The following is an 18,725-nucleotide window of genomic DNA, read 5'->3' on the forward strand; positions in this document are numbered from 1 at the left end:
TGTTTTATTATTATAAATTATTTATAATAAACAAAGGGAGATATAGCTGTGGAGAGAGATCAAAATTTCTTACTATTTAATTATTTTAGACCAACAATGTATCTTGAAAGCTATAAGAAGGTTAATTTAGAGGCTTTAAAAAATAGTGGGATTAAATTAATCTTGTGTGATATGGACAATACATTGATAAGATTTGATGAAAGAATTCCATCAATAGACGTAATTAATTTTGTACGAAAAGTAAATGAAATGGGTTTTGAATTTGTTATTTTTTCTAATAATATTAAATCTCGAGTAACTAAGTGTGCACAAAAAGCTGGTGTTAAAAATTACTTTTGAAACTGTAAAAAACCATTTTTAGGAAAATTAAAAGTGGTTAAAAAATTATTTAGATATAAAAATAATGAAATAATACTAATTGGTGATCAGTTAATAACTGATGTTTTTGTTGCAAATCGGGCAAATATTAAAAGTATACTTGTTGAACCACTATCAAAAACAATTATTGGTGATAATAAAATTGTGCGATTTATTGAGAAATTTATATTTAAGACCATGAATCGGAAGAATCTTCTTCATGAAGGTTTTTATAATGAGAGTGAATATGAAGATGGATATGAAATACTGTAAAGGGTGTGGTATTTTATTACAAAATATAAATACTAATGAAAAAGGATATATTGTTGATCTTATAAATCAAGATTATTGTCTTCGATGTTTCAAACTAAAAAATTACAATCAATTAGTTGATATAGAATTTGATCTAAATAGTGTATATAAAAAAATTGAATCAGTAATAGCAGATAAAGCAACCAAAAATAGATACTTTTACGTTATTGATGTTATCGATGTAAAAGGGAGTCGTTTACCATCAATTGAAAATTTATTAAAAAATGAAGATGTTATTTTTTGTATTAATAAAATTGATATATTTCCAAATGTTATTGATAATGATAAAATTTATGACTATGTAATAAATCAATTAGAAGATACACCAATTATTAATAAAAATATTATATTACTTTCTTCTAAACAATTAAATACTATTGATAATTTAATCAAAATAATAAATTCTAAAGAATGTGATAACTATTTTATAGGCGTGTCAAATACTGGAAAGTCTTCATTATTAAATTCATGTCTAAAACAACAAAATAAATCTCAAGATATAATCACTTCATATCACACAAATACAACATTAGATATTATAAATATAAATTTAGGCCTTAACAATAAGGTTTATGATACCCCTGGTTTGCAAATATCTAAATCTATTCTAAATGCAATTGATAAGAAAAATTGAAAACATTTTGCTTATAATGATGAATTAAAGCAATTTACCTATCAGCTAAAAATAAATAATAGTATAATTTGTGAAAAAATTATGTGATTAGAATTACTAGAATCTAATCGTGAGGTTATATCATTTCATTTTTGAACCAATAAACACAATATTTTGCATCGGACAAACAGTAAAAATGTACAAAAGTATCTTGATAATAATGATGAAAAATTAATAAAAACAATTTCTTCTAAATTCATTAAAAAAGTATTTTATTTTAAAGATAATAATGATATAAATATAGTAGTATCTGGGATTGGATGAATATCATTTAAGACCCATGTAGGCCTTAAAATCGCTATCAACACTCCTTATTTAGAGGATAATGAGGTTTATATATATAAAACTAATAATAACTAAAATAAGTTTTAAAAAGGAGAATATATAATGGATGAAAAAATAATTAATCGAATTAATGAATTAAGTTCAATTTCTAAAGAAAGACAATTAACTGAGGAAGAAAAATATGAACAATCAACATTAAGAAAGTTATTTATTGAAAAGTTTAGAAACAATTTTAAATCAGTTTTAGATAATGTTAAATTTGTTGATAAAAAATAGATTTATTGCTTTTTTTAAAATAAAAAATATTATAATTATATAAGTAGGAGTAAATTATGATTGAATGATGAATACTATTAATATCTGTGATTTTTTCACTAATAGGTGGGGGTATTCTTGGTTTTGTAATTACTAGAAAAATGATTAAAAAACAACTTAAGGATAATCCTCCAATTACAGAAAAACAAATAAGAGCTATGTATATGAGTATGGGAAGAAAACCATCAGAATCAGATATTAAAAAGACAATGAACGCTTTTAAACGTGGTGTATAAAATATTTTAAATGCTTAAAATCACATTTAATTCTATTTATTTTTTATAATAAATATTTTAAATAAAATAATAATATACTAAATTTAAATAACCTAAAAAAGGAAAATAACCCAATTTTGATGGGTTTATTATCATTGACGTTGAGGTAAATTAAATGATAAGAATAAATAACCTATCAAAAATATACAATGAAAATTGTGGCAATTTTTCTATAAATATAAATATAGATAAAGGACAAATATATGGAGTTGTTGGACCTAATGGCGCTGGTAAAACAACATTAGTTAAGCAAATATTGGGACTTATTACCCCAAGTGAAGGAGAAATATTTATCAATAATTACCGCCCAATTATTGATAATTGTTTTATTATGAGAGATACTGGTTATATTTCGGGAGAGAACTCCTTATTTAACAATATTAAAGGTATAAAAATTCTTGAGTATAATAAAAAAATAAAGTACAATGTTGATTGAGAATGAACGCTTAAATTAATAGAATATTTTGAATTAGATGTTAATAAGAAAATGAAAAAAATGTCTAAAGGAATGAAGCAAAAATTATCAATTATAACTGCTCTTATGAATAAACCAAAAATTATAATTATGGATGAACCTACATCTGGCCTTGATCCTGTTATGCAAAATAGATTTAATAAATTAATATTGGAAGTAAAAGAAGGATGGGAAAGTACAATAATAATATGTTCCCATAGTTATGATGAAATATCTGCATTATGTGATCGAGTATGCCTATTAAAGAGTGGTAAAATATTTAAAGAGTATAATCTAGAAAAAGATAATATTGATATTATAAAAAATGATTTTATTAATATATTTAATAAGGAAATCACTATTTAATATGAATGATATAAAAACTAAATTCATAAGCTCTAACAAAATGTTGTCTATTAATTTCCAAATTAATAAGAGAATGATTATTTTTTTCTCAACATTTTGATTTGTTTGTATGTTATTTACAATTTTAATTTTGTGGGTTGCAATATCCCCAGAGTTATATATTTGAAAAAATGTTATCCAGGTTTTTCGTGGTAATGGTGGTTCTACTGATGTTAATGGGGGTGTATGTACGTCATTATCTTGAATTATCTTGTCAGCGCCCTCAATTATTTACTATAGTATAGTTAGTTTATATTTTATTAATAAGACACTGATTAAGGAAATTTCAAATGATGAAATATCTTTTTGAATAACATTATCTTTTTCTAGAAAAAAAATTATTACACAAAAATTATTATTTAATTTTATTTGTTTTCTTATTACATATTTACCAGTTTTTTTAATGGTCTTAATTTATGGTTCTATATGTAAAGATGCAAATAAGTATATTGGATTACTTATTGTTGATGGATTTAATTTTGCGCTATTTATGACATTTTTAATTATAATTTATTTTATTTTAGGCTTACTTTTTTCTGAAAAAGGTGTTATTTTAAATATTATAGTTTCATTAATGCTGTTCTATATTTTTTTAACATTTATAATTAATTTGCTTCCCTGAGATTCAGGTTCAAATTATGAATGAGCTAAATATTTTAGATACATTTCTATACAATCATTATTTGTCCCAACTTTAAATCCATCCTCTATTGACCCATCTATAGTTGACATAGACAAAACACGCATAGGAAGATTTGTTTCTCCATATAAAAACCGTTTTAATAATTGAGAACTTCTTGCCATGTGTATAAGTGATTTTTTTCAAGTTGTAATTATAATTCTTTGTATTAAAATGACAGTAAATATTTTTGATAAAATGGATTTATAATCAAAACATAGAGGAGATTTTGATATAATCACTATTAAAGCTGTGCATAAACTAATATAATTAATTGCCATATCTGAGATATATAGTCATATTTATCAGAATGATTATTACTTTTGAAGTTATTTTTAAATAAAGATCTAATTATAGATGATAAATCATAATAAAAAGTAAATATTTTTTTATTATGATATAATAATTATGGAATAAAAAGAAAAGTTACACACACACTCTTATATATAAGTAAATATAGGAAAAGTAACCTTAAGGTAGGGAATAACATTTCCTTAATATTAGAAAGAATACTTTTACCATTAGATATAGTCAATTTTAGGTGAGGTATAAATGAAAAATATCATCATAAAATCAGATTTTGTATTAATTTATATGTACAAACTAAATAGTAATTTAAAGACAAAATTCTCAATTATCTCATTATCTTTTCTTGTGTTTTTTTGTATAACCTTTAATATTGTTTTAGAAATTATTATTAATCAATCAGCTGGAGGATATAAAAAATCAAATCTTATTTTTCTCCTTCAAACATTATTTTCTATTGTTGAATATATTTTAACAATAGTTTTTATAATTTATCTTGTTGGTAGTTTGTTTGGAACTGATTTTAAAGATAAGCAAACATCTATAGAATTGCGACACGGTATTTCATATAAAACAATTTATTTAACAAGAATAGCAGTATTATTTACATTTATTTTATTTTTTGTATTTATTTACTCTCTGTTTGGTGTATTCTTTTGAGCGATTTCTCCATATAAGATGACCGCTATAACTTCTAGAGTATTCTTAACACCATTATTATTTATTTTAGTAATTGATTTGATTGGTTTATTTATTAGTTTAACAATGCATAGCTTTTTAAAAGTTGGGCTAGCAAATAGTTTGAGTACCATAATAACATTAATTATATTATTTGTCTCTTTTATGGCAACATTAATGTCTGGTTTTGTACCAGATTATTTTTCTGCAACTGGAGAGGGGATTTATCTGTATTCTGTTTTAGATAATACCCAAAGTGCATCAGATAAACAAAAACCTGGAAATAAACTATCTGATTATTTTAATGGAGATTGGAATATTGATAATAAATATTTTAAAGATAATAGTATAGCATACAATATTTATTTTAATTATTATACTAAGAATCTTGATAAAGATCAATTACACGGCTCAACTGATTATACAATATCAGATGATTCAAAAACTGATTACTATAATTTTTTATTAGAATCAAATGATAAGCTAATAAAATCTGTAGGAGAGTATTTAAAATTTATTACACTTTTTAATAGAGATGATAATAATATTTGAAATATTAATGAAGGATTTATAAAAAGCCATGTCAAAGTTGACCAATTAAAATTTATCTTTTATAATGTTATAGAAAATTCTTATGCTATTTTTACAAATCAAAAGAATTTAGATTATCCTAGTAATATGTTTTGAGATTCTGGAGCTAAAGTATCTAATGATATAAATAATGCATTTATTTGAAATCCATTTTATCAAATTTGCCAAATGTATGCTGGATGTAATCTTATTGAACCAAAACTTGATACATTCTTAAATAATAATGCCACAATTGGTCCTAATTGTCCTGTTTTTTCAGTTGCCTGGTCTGCAAGAAATTTTAGTGTTTCAAATAGTACAGGAGAAACTAATACTGATAATAGAAATGTCAGAGTTAAATTTATGACAATTAAAAGTAAATCATATTTAAGGATTGTATGTTCAATTTTTTATATTTTACTATTCACAGGACTTAGTTTTGCATATTATAAAAGAAATAAAAAAAGAATTATTAGTTAGGGAGGTCAATATATGAATACATTATTTTTAAATGGTCTAAAAAAATCCTTTAAAGGAAAAGAAGTTTTAAGGGGGATAAATATTGAATTTAAGTCTGGCAAGATTTATGCGTTGCTAGGGTTAAATGGTGTTGGAAAAACAACAACAATAAAATCTATATTTAATGAAATTTTTCTAGATGAAGGTGAGATTTTATTAAATGGAGAGAAAATAAAAAAAGAAGATTATAGTATTTTTCATTATTTTTCTGAAAATGATGATTTACCCAAAGATATGAAAATTTATTCTTTTTTAGAAAAAAATTATTTTTATTGTTATAAAACAACTAAGGGTTTTAGTGAAAATTTAGCAAAACATAAATATATATATTAGAAGATGTAAACTTTAAAAAACAAAAAATTAGTTCACTATCAAGTGGACAAAAGAAATGTGTTAGTTTAATTGCCTGTCTTTTATCAGACCCAAAAATTATCTTTTTTGATGAACCTACTGCAAATTTAGATATAGCAAATAAGGACTCAATTATAGAGTTTATTATGAAGATGGCAAGTGAAGATCGTATTATTGTCATGATAACCCACTTAGTTGAAGAAATTCAGAACTATGTTGATTATTCAATAATCATTGATGATGGATATGTAGTTTTTGAAGGTGAAACTAAAAATAAAGACATTCGTAAGATATTTTCAGAGAATGTTAATATGCGTGGGAGAAAAATATTGAATGTTTAGTAAAGTCTTATTTTATAAATTTAAAAAAGATTTTTTACAAAAAAAATATTTAATATTTTTATTTTTTGTATGTTGTATATCAATATTTTGGGGAATTATAACATCAATTTTGGCAAAAAGTAATTTTCATAAATACATAGCAGGAAGAGGTGGCACTTTACAATATACAGCATATTCATTAATAGTTATAATGATTATAACTATTGTAATTTTTTTATTCACAATAATGAATTCAATAAAATATTTTTTTACAGATATTGAGGAAAAAGAAATTCTCATAGAATATAGAAATGGCCAAACTCCTTTTGCCTCTTTTATGCAGAGAATAATAACACAAGGATTATTAACATATCTTTTGTTCATCTTCCATGTTTTTATTCAGCTATTATTTTACTTTATTAATTATAATAAGGAAAATTTCTTAGTTTATAAATTTACAATTGGCACATTAATATATACCTTCGTTGCAGTTAATATAATGTTTTTTGTTTGTTCTTTTCTATCTATTATTTCTGGTGAAAAGATTTCCTCTATATTTTCAAGTTTATTTCTTATTTTTATCCTCTTCGGTAGCGTTTTTTTTAGCTCTCTAATAAAATATAAAGATGGAGATATTAGTAATATTGATGCTCAAATAAGTTTTATAAGTAATTATTATGATTGAAAAGTTTATAATTCCTTAAAAGATAATACTGATATGAAAAAAGCATTAGCAAAAAGTGATGATTATAAGGAATTTGATGAAAACAAACCTATAGATGTTTCAAATATTGACAATGCAATTGTAAATATAGACCCTAATGATTATAGAGGTATTTATAAAGCTATTGAACCCTTAAATATAAAATGAATGTCTACACCATTATATATTTTACGCTATGTGGATCAGTTCACAGATTGCGGATATAAATTGCCATTTAGTAATTCGGTTTTATTTGAGGATGCTAAGTCAAATATACAAGCTAAAAATTATGAATATTTCAATTATTTTATATTCAATCTTCTAAAAAATAGTTCTCTAAGAATTGAAGAGTTAAAAGAATCAGATCTTAAAAATATAATTAATTTATATAATAAAGAAAAATTAAATATAAAGTTGAATTTATTTAACAATTTAAGTTTACTGCTTTATGGTATTTCTCCATCTGAACCAATTTTAAATAGTTTTATCAATGTGGGGGGGACACCTGTATGTAATCAAGATATTAATATTATCTATAATTTTTCTGGCAATATATTACAGTCTTATGATATTAAGGTCAACTATACAGGTTACATAGTTTCTCCAATTCTGTATTTTCTAATTTGTAATCCTTTAATAATTTCATTCTATCCAATTTTTAAAAGGCGAGCTAAAAAATAGACTATTAATAATAAAAAACTAATTTTTTTAGATATTTATCAAAAAAGACTAGAAAAATAGGGCTTTTTTAATAAAAATCAATAATATTTATGTAAAAAAATAAAAAAAAATCAATTTTATAATCTTTTTGTGGAAAAAAAATTATATTTATTATATAATATTTCTTGGGTCTATAAATGACGAAAAAGGAGAAAAACAAATGAATTATAAAAATAACTATGATGTTATAAATTTTGTTGATAGGGACTTTAAAAATGTTAATTCATTTCTAGTTATCGATAAAGAAAAAAATGGAATTTTATTCGATTGTTGAAAAGGGTCTGTTGAAGGGATAAATAAATATCTTGAAGAAAATAATGTAAAATTATCACATATTTTTTTAGGTCACGGACATTATGAACATATTAATGGATTGGAAAAAATTTATATAAAAAATAATGATCCATGTGTATACATAGGAGCTGATGATTTACCAAATTTGTATGATGCAGAATTAAATCAATCTGCAATATATGATACTGAAAAATTTGCAATTTCAGATAAAGTTAGTAATATTAAAGCAATTTTAAAAGATTCTGTATATAAAATTAATGGATTGACTATTAAAGCTTTTATTAGAACATCACATACAACAGGTTCTATAGTTTATGAAATTGAAGAATTAAAAATGATATTTACAGGAGATGCATTATTTTGTTCACAAAGAACAACAATTTATGATGAAGAATTGACAGATGCTTGGGATGATACTTTACGTTGAGTATTTAAAGCATTTCCAAAAAAATATATTGTTATGCCAGGACATCACGAATATGGGGTAACTCTTAAACAAATATCTAAGAAAAATCCATATGTTAAAGAAATTCTAAAAAATAAGAAATAAAATTTTACAAATCATAAGAAATAAATTTCTTTTATATGTTTGTACATATAAAATTAAATTTATTTTTTATTTTCCTTGGTAATTTTTTCTAATTCAACTTCTGCAATTTTTTTACTATCATTATAATTTAATTCTTCTCCTCTAAGTATTTTTTTAATATTAGACCAATGGCGAATTACAAGGATAATACAAGACAAGGTGATTATAATGCATATTGTAAAATAACTATCACAAAATGAGCTTTTTATAGCCATATAATGTGTGTTATAGAAATTAAAATATAAATTGTTGTCATATGCTTTTTGATAAAAATCTAATCCATTTTTAATATAAGTTATGTTTCCAGAAAATATCGGAATTCATAATAAAATTGTAACAATAATTGCAGATAGCAAACTAGATACACTCACTTTTTTTGATATTTTTAATATAATAAATCAAATACCGATAAACATTAGACAAATAAGAACATTTGCAATTAATAACATTCCTGTAAATGTGCTTACTGCCTTTCCTCCCTTAAATTTATGATATATTGGTCAGCAGTGACCAATTAACGCAAAAAATGCAGAAATTACCATACTTGTTTGCCTGAATTCGTTTATTTTAATAGCTAAAAATATCATTGCCACAAAAGTTGCTAATATTGGCTTTAAACCATCCAAAACCGCAACAAGGGCACCAATTTTCTTTCCCAAATATCTAGAAACATTTGTAGCCCCAGGGTTACCAGAACCTATTTTTTTTATATCAATATGTTTAAATTTACAAATGATGACACCAAAATTAATCGACCCGATCAAGTAACTAATAATACATGTTATTATTGTTCCAACATTTTCTCTTAACATATATTAATTATAACAAAATTAAGCCAAAAAATGAAGATTAAGTATAATCTTTCTTTTTTTGGCATTATCAAGCAATAATTATATAAAAAATTATATATAATTATAATAGGGAATAAATGTGTATGTTTAAAAAATATGATGGTTTATCAAAGCAAGAATTAGATATTGAGAATCAAAAAATAACAGATCAATATTTAACTTTTAAAAAACAAGAAAAAGCCTTAGTTAAACTTAAGAACCATAATCTTTGACTCTTATTTTTAATTCCAGTTTTTGGATTATTTTTTTACCAAGTAGCATATAAAAGACGTGGAGAAATCCCCGAAATTAGAGATTCATTGCTGCAAATTAAAGAAAAATTAATATATTGCGAGTTAAATACATTGTATATTAAAAAATTATTAAAAAATATTGAAAATAACGAGGCTAACGAGGTTATAGATGCCAAAATTGATACTTCTAATAAACCTGTCAAAATAAATAAACAAAAAAATAAATAAGACTTTTACAAATAACAACAACATTAAAAAAGAATAGAAGAAGACTATATGGACATATCGACTTTAAAAACATATATAAATAACTTTCAAAAGATTAAATTTATTTTTATAACAAATTTTCTTTTGGTTAATAGAGTTCTTTTTGAAAAAAAATATGACATCAATTTGACTAAGATAATAATTTCTAAAAATATTAATTATTGTAATGAGACAGATTTTTTTTGTTGGAAAGAATCAAAATATGAAATCATTGAATCTTGCTTATCACCAGAAGAAATAAATGAAATTTATAAAAATTATGATAATGTTATTTTCCAAAAGGAGTTGCCGATTGATTTTTGTAATAATAAAATTAAGAATTTTTTTGAAAATGGTGATTTTACAAAAATTAAAGACTTAGAAAATGTTGATTACTATCTAAGTTCAAAAGTTGCACATGGGAACCAACTTGGTAGACAAATTGGATTTCCAACAGCAAACCTTGTTGCTCAAAATGAACTAACAATTCCTGAAGGTGTTTATTCTACAATAACATCTTATAATAAAACTGAATATTGAGGTGCAACATGTGTAAGATGACTAAATCATAAATTGCTTATAGAAACATATATATTAGATTTTAATGATAATTTATATGATAAAATTTTAACAATCAATTTCAAAGATAAAATTAGAAATAATATCTCAGTTGATTCTATTGAAAAATTAAAAGAACTTATTGGAAGTGATGTTGAAAATATAAGAAAGCGAGGATTATTATAGTGCTTAAGATTGGCTGCCATGTTAAATATAGTGCTGCAAATAAATATTTACTTGGAGCACTAGATGAAGCAAAGGGTTATGGAGCTAATTGTTTTATGATATTTTTAGGAGCACCGCATAATACAAGAAGAGCTGACTTTGAAAAAATGTTTTATAATGAGTTTTGTGAAAAACTAAAAACAGATGACATAAGTATTGATGATGTTGTTGTACATTTACCTTACATTGTAAATATGGGTAATTATCGAAAACAAGAAGTTATAAATTTTTCAATAGAATTTATAATCAGTGAAATTTTAACAGCTGATAAAATCGGGATTAAGAAACTTGTTCTTCATCCTGGTTCTAAATTAGATGGAGATTTAAACTTATCCCTTGATAGTTTAGCAGATTCGTTAAATAAAATAATTGCAAAGACTAAAAATAGTAAATCAATAATATGTTTGGAAACAATGGCTGGAAAGGGCAATGAGATCGGAAAAAATTTTGAACAACTAGCCTACGTAATTGAAAAAGTTATTGACAAAAGTAGAATTGGTGTTTGTTTTGATACGTGTCATCTTCACGATGCTGGATATGATTTATCAAATTTTGATGCAGTTATTAATCAATTTGACCAGGTTGTTGGTATTGAATATTTACAAGTTATTCATCTAAATGATAGTAAAAATATAATTGGAGCACATAAAGATCGACATGAAAACATTGGCTATGGAGAAATTGGGTTTGAAAATCTTTTAAATGTTGTTTATCATGAAAAGACAAAAAGTATTTTAAAAATATTAGAGACACCATTTATTGGAGATCGCTGTGTCTATAAAGAAGAAATTGAAAATATTAAAAATAAAAAGTTTGTTGACTTTTTAAGATAGGAGTTTAAAATGGATAGTAAAAGTTTAGAAGAAATAGTTAATAAGGAACTTGAAGAAGTTAGTCCAACTAGTGAACAAGAATTAGAACAATTAAAGAATAAACTATTAGGAAAAGATGGGATTATTAATAGCCAATTAAAAAATATTAAAAATTTCTCACCAGAAGAAAAGAAAGTATTTGGTAGAAACGCTAATCTTCTAAAGGATAAAATCACTAATTTTATTAATAATAATTTAGAAAAAATAAAATTAGCTTCTATTAATAAAAAAATAAAAAATGAAAAGCTAGATATTTCAATTGATGGTGTTAATTATTCAACCGCTGCTTATCATATTATTACAAAAACAATCGATGAAATCCTTGAATTTTTTATTCAAAATGGATTTAAAATAATTGATGGTCCTGAAGTAGAATCTGACTATTATTGTTTTGAACAAGTAAACATCCCAAAAGATCATATTGCTAGAGATATGCAAGATACTTTTTATTTTGATGAAAGTATTTTATTGAGAACTCACACCTCTTCTAATCAAGTCCGAGAAATGGAAATTAATAAAGATAAATTTAAACAATTAGCAATAATTTCTCCCGGTAAAGTATATCGTCGAGATACAGATGATGCAACACATTCACACCAATTTACCCAAATTGAGGGGATGTTAATTGGAGAAAAAATTAATTTGGGTAATTTAAAATCAATTTTAGATTTATTTATAAAATTTTTCTATGGTAAAGATAGAAAAACACGTTTAAGAACTAGTTATTTTCCATTTACAGAGCCAAGTGTTGAGGTTGATGTTAGTTGTGGGATATGTAATTTAAATGGTTGTAGTGCTTGTAAAAATGAAGGTTGAATTGAAATTCTTGGTGCAGGGATGATACATCCAGAAGTCTTAAAAAATGGGGGATATGATCCTGAAAAAGTGTCTGGATTTGCATTCGGTATTGGTGTTGAGAGAGTTGCGATGTTAAAATATAACATAAGAGACATTAGACACTTATACAATAATGACCTTGAATTATTTAATTTATTTATAGGAGAAAATATATAATATGAAGCTAAATCTTAATCTATTAAATAAGTTTGTTGATTTATCAAATTTACAATTAAAAGATATTGTGAATAGATTAACAGATTCAGGATTTGAAATTGAGTCTATTGAACCATTCATTGATTGTGATAAATTAACAATAGGGGAAATAGTTGATGTTCAAAAAGATAAAACCTATGAAAAAGTTAATATTTGTAATGTTAACGTTGGAAATAAGGTAATTAAAATTTTAACAACAGCTACAAATGTTTATAAAGGGATGAGAGTATTGGTTGCTCTTGATGGTACAGAACTTCGATCAATTAATAAAAAAATTGTAAAATCAAAATTATACAATCATGATAGTGAAGGTATGTTAATTGGCTTATCTGAATTGGGAATACCAAATTCATATTTATCAGAAGAGGAAATCAATTCTATATATGAATTGGATAAAAAAGCTCCGATTGGAGAAGATGGGGTAAAATATCTTGGATGGGGACTTTCTATTTTAGATGTTTCAATTCTTCCAAATAGAATTGATGTTTATAATTATTATAATTTTGCAAAAGAATTTTCTAGCTTATTTAACATTAAATTAAGAACAGAACCATTTATAAAAAAAATAATCCCAGCATCTATAGAAAACGATTTACAAATAAAAGTAACTAGTAAAAATTGTGAACTTTTTTCTTTGTCAAAAATTCAAGATATAAAAATTTCTATGTCTCCATTATGGCTTAGAGCTATTTTATGAAAAAATGATATTAATGCTGTTAATAATATTGTTGATTATGGAAATCTTATCGCAATCATACTAAACCAACCAGTTAATATTTATGATTATGATAAATTAAACTCAACAACTTTTGAAATTAAAGAAGTTAGTGATACTAATATCAATTTACTAAATAACAGAGAATATAAATTGAATAATAATTTGTGTGTTATTAATAAAGGTATTGTTGCAATCGCTGGGATAATGGGAACTGTAGATTCAACAGTTGATACAAATACTAAAAATATTGTTTTAGAAGTTGCAAATTTTAGTTTTAAAAAAATTAGAGAAGAACAAAAAAAACTAGGTTTTTCAACAGATTCATCATTGAGGTATTCACGAGGTGTTAATTCTTTAGAATATGAATTTACACATCAATTATTTTTTAATTTTTTAAGTAATGAACAAAAAAATGCTAAATACTCATATATTGTTACTAAAAAATCAAATAAATTAGAAACCAAACTTACTCCTATTAATGTTGATTTTGAATATCTTAAAGAATATAGTTCGATTGATAAATTAACAATTAATGAAGTTGAAAAGATTTTAAAAGCTTTATGGTTTAATGTTGAAAAAAATAATAATGTTTTAAAAATAATTTCTCCAGTTTTTAGAAAAGATATTTTAACAAAACAAGATATTGTCGAAGAAATAGTCAGATATGTGGGATATGAAAGAGTAAAATCAATAGCCCCATTAATTTCTATTAACAATGATAAACCATTTAATTACTTTTATAAATTCTTAAGACATTTACGCTCTTATTTGGTAAATCACGGTTTTTTTGAAACTATTAATTACTCACTAACAACAGAACATAAAGCCAAAGAGTTTAATATTCTATATAAACCGCAAAAATACTGGCAATTGGCAAATGAGATTAGTACCAATAGAAGTACTATGCGCTCTAGTTTAACACCCGGTCTCTTAGAAACTGTTATTTATAATAACAACAAGCAAGTTAAAAATGTTAATATTTTTGAAATATCAAAAGTTTATTTTGATAATAGAGAAGAGATTGTTTTAGGAATAGCTAGTGATGGTTTAATTCATCATTCAGAATTATATAAAGCAAATAATTATAATTTTTACGCTTTAAAAGGAATTGTAGATGGTATATTCAATTTAAGTAAATTTGATAGCGACATGATAGAATATAAAAATATTGAAGAAAACAGTGATCTTCATTTTGGAAAATCGGCTCTAATATATTATAATAATGATTTAATTGGTTATTTAGGAGAACTTCACCCTCTAAAAAAAGATATATATAAAATAAAAAATCAAACTTATGTTTGTGAGTTAGATCTTAAAAAAATTTATGAATTATATAGAAGTGGACAAACAATTAGTAAGGACATTAGTATATTCCCAAAAGTTACTAGAGATATTTCCTTTACAATTAAGGATAACTTAAATATTAAAAATATCATAAAATACATAAAATCATTAGCAATTTCAAATTTACAAAATATATACATTTTTGATGTTTATAAAAAGGATGAAAATGAAAATGAAAAATCTGTTGCTCTTAGGTTTGAATTCCAGGATGCAAACAGAACATTAAATGATGAAGAAGTAAACATAAAATATGAAAAAATAAAAAAAGAAATTATCACAAAATATAATGTGATAATTCGAGAATAATTATATATATTATGAATTTAATAATTAATTAAGCTTTAAATGTACACCTACATTACAAGTTCAACTCCATCAACATAATCTGGTAATTCTGAAAATAAGATATTTTCTATCCCGTCCTTGTACGTTGTGTCAATCAATCCACATCCAACACAATTTCCCAAAAGGCGAATATAAACTATGCGGTCCTTAAAAGAAACAAATTCCATGTCGCCGCCATCAGCATTTACAAATGGTTTTAATTGGTCTAATATTTCAATTATTTTATTTTCTATATCTTTTTCTTTATTATCCATGTTGTTTAACACTTTCTATAAAAAAATCAATCTTATACAAATAGATTGATTTTTATTTAATAATATAATTATTAGAATCTATGACATTAAACGTGATTTTTCACGTGCTGCTTTATTTGGCTTATAAACACCTTTAGTAACACTTTTATCAATTAAGCTCACAGAATAATTAATTAATGTATCTTTGTCTTTATCGTTAGCCTCTTTTGCAGCCAATGCTTTTTTAATAGAAGTCTTAACTTGTGATCGGAATGATTTATTTCTAATTCTTGCCTTTTCATTTGTTAATATTCTTTTTTCTTGTGACTTTATATTTGCCATTCTTCTCCTTTTTTCAAGTAAATACATTCTTTATTATAGATGTTATTTAACAAGAAATCAACCTTTTTTTGTTAAAAATAACAAATATTTAATAATCTATTTACATTTATTTCTTAATAATAATATAATTATATTAGAAAATGGTAAATATGAATAAATATTTTATATTCAGTGATGATTGACTATTAGCCAAAAAACAAGTTAAAAAAATATGTGATAATTTAACCGAACAAACAGATAATTTTGAAATTATTGAGTTTTCTTTTATTGAAAATAAATGTAAAGATATTTTAAGTAATGTCTTTACTATTTCATTATTTACAGAAAAAAGAATATTTATTATAAATGATGCCAATTTTATTATTAAAGAAACCACAAAATATAATAGTGATTTTTCAATTGATTCTGTTAAAGAACTTATAGATTATCAAGGTAGTGATTACTTAATTTTTACTTGTATAGGAAAAAAAGAAGATACAAAATCAACAATTATAGGCGAAATAAAAAAAGAGTGTAAATATTTAAACATAATGTCACCAACAACAGATGAAAAAAAAGAAAAATTAATTTCTAAATTACAAAAAAATAATGTTGACTATGATTTAGATGCTATAGATTATTTTTTTATTAAAATACCTGAAAATGATATGAGTATATATAATAACGAAATAAAAAGGTTAACAACATCAAAGGAAAAAATAACTATTAAATTAATTGATACTCTTATCTCAAAATACTTAATTTTTGATTTTTTTACAATGCAAGAATCTTTTTTACAAAAAAATATTAATAAATTTTCTAGAATATATGATGATTATATTTTGGTCAATGATAGTGTGTTAGGTCTTTTATATTCATTATCTAAAAACTTATGTTTAGTTCGAAATATATATTTTCTTAAGGAAGAGGGGTTGTCAAACCCAGAAATTTCTAAATTATTAAAGCAAAATCCTTATCGAATTAAGTTATTACAAGAGAAAAATAAATTCTATAATAAGGATATTATCGATGTACATATCAAGATAAACGATCTTACTTGGAATGTTTTAAATAGTGTATATGATACTAAAATAATTCCTAAAATTGAATTATTAAAGTTAATGATAAATTAGTCTTTATTAAATTTTAAAAGAGTATTTATGATTTATTTTATTTACACGAAAATTAATATTAAAATAAGATAAATTAATGAGAAGTTTATATGTTTTATGTAAGAATTTACAAATTCAAATGATTTTAACATGAAGTGGGATATAATTTATTTTACTTTTTTTAGGTAAGATTTGTTGTATAATAATAATATGTATTACTATAAACATAATTATGTTTTTACAGCACATTCTTTAAATAGAATTCGCCAAAGAATTAATTTGACAAATAAAGAAGAATTTGCATTAAAAGATGAGGTAATTGGTTTAATTGAAAGTTCTGTATACAACTTTGAAAGTTCTAATCACTTGTATATTAGATATAAAAATACCAATATCTTTTTTGTGATTGATAAATTAACAAATGCCATTATTACCGCGACTCCAATTTCACACACAAAGATGTTAAATCTATTAACAAAGTAGCTTATAAGATTATTTTTTTAAAAAATCCTTATGATTATTTGAGAAACGAATATAGTAGGATTTTATGTTATTTATTGATTATTGTGATAAAATAAATAAATAAGAAGATTATTAATCTTTATAAAAAGGAGAATTTTTCTCTAATGAGAAATAACTTTATTTTACCAGAAATATTTTTAGATTCATGAAAACTAGATGATAAATTACATATTAAAAATTACGCTCTAAATGAAAATGTAAAAGAAGATTTACTTAAAAATGAGTATATTTTGTTTCGAATGTTTGCAAACCACAGCGCCTTTGATATTAATAAATTATATAACCAATTTATTCATATTTCAACAGTTGCTAAAAAAATTTTTGATAGTAATATTGAAAAAAATGAAGATATATTATTATCGGGACAAGAAACATTATTTATTAAATATTACTATTTTTTAATAAGTATTTTAAATAACACATATGAATTTAAGTTTAATGAAAAATCTTTTTATGCAAAAGATATTGAATTTTTAGATATTAACTCTAGAGAAAGAATGTATGTATTGTTGACAATAAACTATATTCTTTATGATTTTTTTGATGTATTATTTACTGAAAAAATATTTAAGGGTCTTGATGGATATGTTGCAGATAATTCAGAATTTTTTGGAAAAACACAATTTAGAAATATTATAAATTTTCCAGATAATTTAGAAAATGATGGAGATTTTAGATTTATTGATTTTCATTTTCATAATATTGTCAATAATACATTTTTAAAATTTGTTATGCCAGATACTAAGAAAACATTTGGAAAAACATTTATTGCAACCGCTTTTTCAGCAGCAAAATTTATTGATAAAAGATTTGATATCACAACATTATCTTTTTTTGTAGTTTCGCCAAGTCTTTGTATGGCAGTGGTTCATTTAGGGCCAGGAAGGGGAGAAGTTAGACCAATTTTTGATGTAATTAAAGATAATAAAGTAAATATTACTATCTTAAAAGATATTATGAATGCAGATCATAATATTTTTATGAATGGTGTCTACTTATCAGATGACCAAGAAATACAGTTTAAAGGGTATTTTATTGATGATAAACAGTTAAAATTTATAAATGATTCATTATTTAATTGATTAAAATAGAATATAGATTTTTATTAAAAATTGTAAAAAAGCTAAAAAACCCTTTATTTATGGGCTTTTTTAAAGTAAATAAAGGATAAAAAATACTAATTTTATTGTATTAACTCCTATTCAAAGTTATAATAATAGAGAGTGTTTATATAAAATAATAACAAATTTTTTATGAAATATCATATAAAATTTAATTTTTATAATT

Annotated in this window: 22 protein-coding genes; 19 read left to right on the top strand and 3 right to left on the bottom strand. The window is 23.4% G+C overall.

Annotated features, from left to right (window positions below):
• Positions 1–48 precede the first annotated feature (48 nt).
• From AAHM97_RS02655 to AAHM97_RS02705, 11 genes are all read left to right on the top strand, one after another.
• On the top strand, positions 49–630 hold the full coding sequence (locus AAHM97_RS02655; RefSeq protein ID WP_342269413.1) for an HAD-IIIA family hydrolase: 582 nt from the start codon (positions 49–51) through the stop codon (positions 628–630).
• Positions 617–1,702 carry a GTPase RsgA gene (gene rsgA / locus AAHM97_RS02660; RefSeq protein WP_342269414.1) on the top strand — a complete coding sequence of 362 codons (1,086 nt, stop codon included), beginning with the start codon at positions 617–619 and terminating at the stop codon, positions 1,700–1,702. The genes AAHM97_RS02655 and rsgA overlap by 14 nt, the downstream gene beginning before the upstream one ends.
• A 27-nt stretch (positions 1,703–1,729) precedes the next feature.
• Positions 1,730–1,903 carry a DUF896 domain-containing protein gene (locus AAHM97_RS02665; RefSeq protein ID WP_342269415.1) on the top strand — a complete coding sequence of 58 codons (174 nt, stop codon included), beginning with the start codon at positions 1,730–1,732 and terminating at the stop codon, positions 1,901–1,903.
• A 56-nt stretch (positions 1,904–1,959) separates the two neighbouring features.
• Positions 1,960–2,178, top strand: a complete 219-nt coding sequence (locus AAHM97_RS02670; RefSeq protein ID WP_342269416.1) for a YneF family protein — start codon at positions 1,960–1,962, stop codon at positions 2,176–2,178.
• Positions 2,179–2,332: 154 nt separating this feature from the next.
• Positions 2,333–3,037 carry an ATP-binding cassette domain-containing protein gene (locus AAHM97_RS02675; RefSeq protein WP_342269417.1) on the top strand — a complete coding sequence of 235 codons (705 nt, stop codon included), beginning with the start codon at positions 2,333–2,335 and terminating at the stop codon, positions 3,035–3,037.
• A 1-nt stretch (position 3,038) separates the two neighbouring features.
• Entirely contained in the window at positions 3,039–3,965 is a 927-nt protein-coding gene (locus AAHM97_RS02680) for a hypothetical protein (RefSeq protein WP_342269418.1), read from the top strand.
• A gap of 342 nt (positions 3,966–4,307) precedes the next feature.
• Positions 4,308–5,789 (top strand): hypothetical protein, encoded by a 1,482-nt coding sequence (locus AAHM97_RS02685; protein ID WP_342269419.1) that lies wholly within the window; start codon positions 4,308–4,310, stop codon positions 5,787–5,789.
• Between the two features lie 12 nt (positions 5,790–5,801).
• The gene (locus tag AAHM97_RS02690; protein WP_342269420.1) at positions 5,802–6,161 is read left to right on the top strand and encodes an ATP-binding cassette domain-containing protein; all 360 of its coding nucleotides are present in this window, start codon (positions 5,802–5,804) and stop codon (positions 6,159–6,161) included.
• On the top strand, positions 6,158–6,520 hold the full coding sequence (locus AAHM97_RS02695) for an AAA family ATPase (RefSeq protein ID WP_342269439.1): 363 nt from the start codon (positions 6,158–6,160) through the stop codon (positions 6,518–6,520). The genes AAHM97_RS02690 and AAHM97_RS02695 overlap by 4 nt, the downstream gene beginning before the upstream one ends.
• Positions 6,513–7,883, top strand: coding sequence for a hypothetical protein (locus tag AAHM97_RS02700; protein WP_342269421.1), 1,371 nt, complete (start codon positions 6,513–6,515; stop codon positions 7,881–7,883). Before AAHM97_RS02695 ends, AAHM97_RS02700 begins: the two co-directional genes overlap by 8 nt.
• Before the next feature lie 199 nt (positions 7,884–8,082).
• The gene (locus tag AAHM97_RS02705) at positions 8,083–8,766 is read left to right on the top strand and encodes an MBL fold metallo-hydrolase (RefSeq protein WP_342269422.1); all 684 of its coding nucleotides are present in this window, start codon (positions 8,083–8,085) and stop codon (positions 8,764–8,766) included.
• Positions 8,767–8,825: 59 nt separating this feature from the next.
• Here AAHM97_RS02705 and plsY read toward each other — a convergent pair whose 3' ends face one another.
• Entirely contained in the window at positions 8,826–9,617 is a 792-nt protein-coding gene (gene plsY, locus AAHM97_RS02710) for a glycerol-3-phosphate 1-O-acyltransferase PlsY (protein ID WP_342269423.1), read from the bottom strand.
• Positions 9,618–9,739: 122 nt separating this feature from the next.
• Here plsY and AAHM97_RS02715 point away from each other — a divergent pair, with 122 nt between their 5' ends.
• From AAHM97_RS02715 to pheT, 5 genes are read left to right on the top strand one after another with little or no spacing between them, the layout of a single operon-like run.
• Entirely contained in the window at positions 9,740–10,117 is a 378-nt protein-coding gene (locus AAHM97_RS02715) for a hypothetical protein (protein WP_342269424.1), read from the top strand.
• 48 nt (positions 10,118–10,165) lie between these two features.
• Positions 10,166–10,879: a riboflavin kinase gene (locus AAHM97_RS02720; protein WP_342269425.1), complete on the top strand. Its 714-nt coding sequence runs from the start codon at positions 10,166–10,168 to the stop codon at positions 10,877–10,879.
• Complete coding sequence (locus tag AAHM97_RS02725) at positions 10,879–11,751, top strand: deoxyribonuclease IV (RefSeq protein ID WP_342269426.1); 873 nt, start codon at positions 10,879–10,881, stop codon at positions 11,749–11,751. Before AAHM97_RS02720 ends, AAHM97_RS02725 begins: the two co-directional genes overlap by 1 nt.
• A gap of 9 nt (positions 11,752–11,760) precedes the next feature.
• The gene (pheS, locus tag AAHM97_RS02730) at positions 11,761–12,804 is read left to right on the top strand and encodes a phenylalanine--tRNA ligase subunit alpha (protein ID WP_342269427.1); all 1,044 of its coding nucleotides are present in this window, start codon (positions 11,761–11,763) and stop codon (positions 12,802–12,804) included.
• A gap of 1 nt (position 12,805) precedes the next feature.
• A complete protein-coding gene (pheT, locus tag AAHM97_RS02735; protein ID WP_342269428.1) occupies positions 12,806–15,211 on the top strand; it encodes a phenylalanine--tRNA ligase subunit beta in 2,406 nt (801 codons plus the stop codon).
• Between the two features lie 47 nt (positions 15,212–15,258).
• On the opposite strand, the gene AAHM97_RS02740 is transcribed toward pheT, so the two are convergent.
• Together AAHM97_RS02740 and rpsT are read right to left on the bottom strand one after the other, a co-directional pair.
• On the bottom strand, positions 15,259–15,504 hold the full coding sequence (locus AAHM97_RS02740) for a NifU family protein (protein ID WP_342269429.1): 246 nt from the start codon (positions 15,502–15,504) through the stop codon (positions 15,259–15,261).
• A gap of 78 nt (positions 15,505–15,582) precedes the next feature.
• Entirely contained in the window at positions 15,583–15,825 is a 243-nt protein-coding gene (gene rpsT / locus AAHM97_RS02745; protein WP_342269430.1) for a 30S ribosomal protein S20, read from the bottom strand.
• Between the two features lie 149 nt (positions 15,826–15,974).
• On the opposite strand from rpsT, the gene holA reads away from it, so the two are divergent.
• The 3 genes from holA to AAHM97_RS02760 all read left to right on the top strand — a co-directional run bounded on the left by holA (position 15,975) and on the right by AAHM97_RS02760 (position 18,529).
• Positions 15,975–16,937, top strand: a complete 963-nt coding sequence (holA, locus tag AAHM97_RS02750) for a DNA polymerase III subunit delta (protein WP_342269431.1) — start codon at positions 15,975–15,977, stop codon at positions 16,935–16,937.
• 189 nt (positions 16,938–17,126) lie between these two features.
• Entirely contained in the window at positions 17,127–17,399 is a 273-nt protein-coding gene (locus AAHM97_RS02755) for a hypothetical protein (RefSeq protein ID WP_342269432.1), read from the top strand.
• A 143-nt stretch (positions 17,400–17,542) separates the two neighbouring features.
• On the top strand, positions 17,543–18,529 hold the full coding sequence (locus AAHM97_RS02760) for a hypothetical protein (RefSeq protein WP_342269433.1): 987 nt from the start codon (positions 17,543–17,545) through the stop codon (positions 18,527–18,529).
• The last annotated feature ends 196 nt before the right edge of the window (positions 18,530–18,725 follow it).

This window comes from Spiroplasma endosymbiont of Aspidapion aeneum (genome assembly GCF_964031045.1).
Lineage (GTDB): Bacteria > Bacillota_I > Bacilli_A > Mycoplasmatales > Mycoplasmataceae.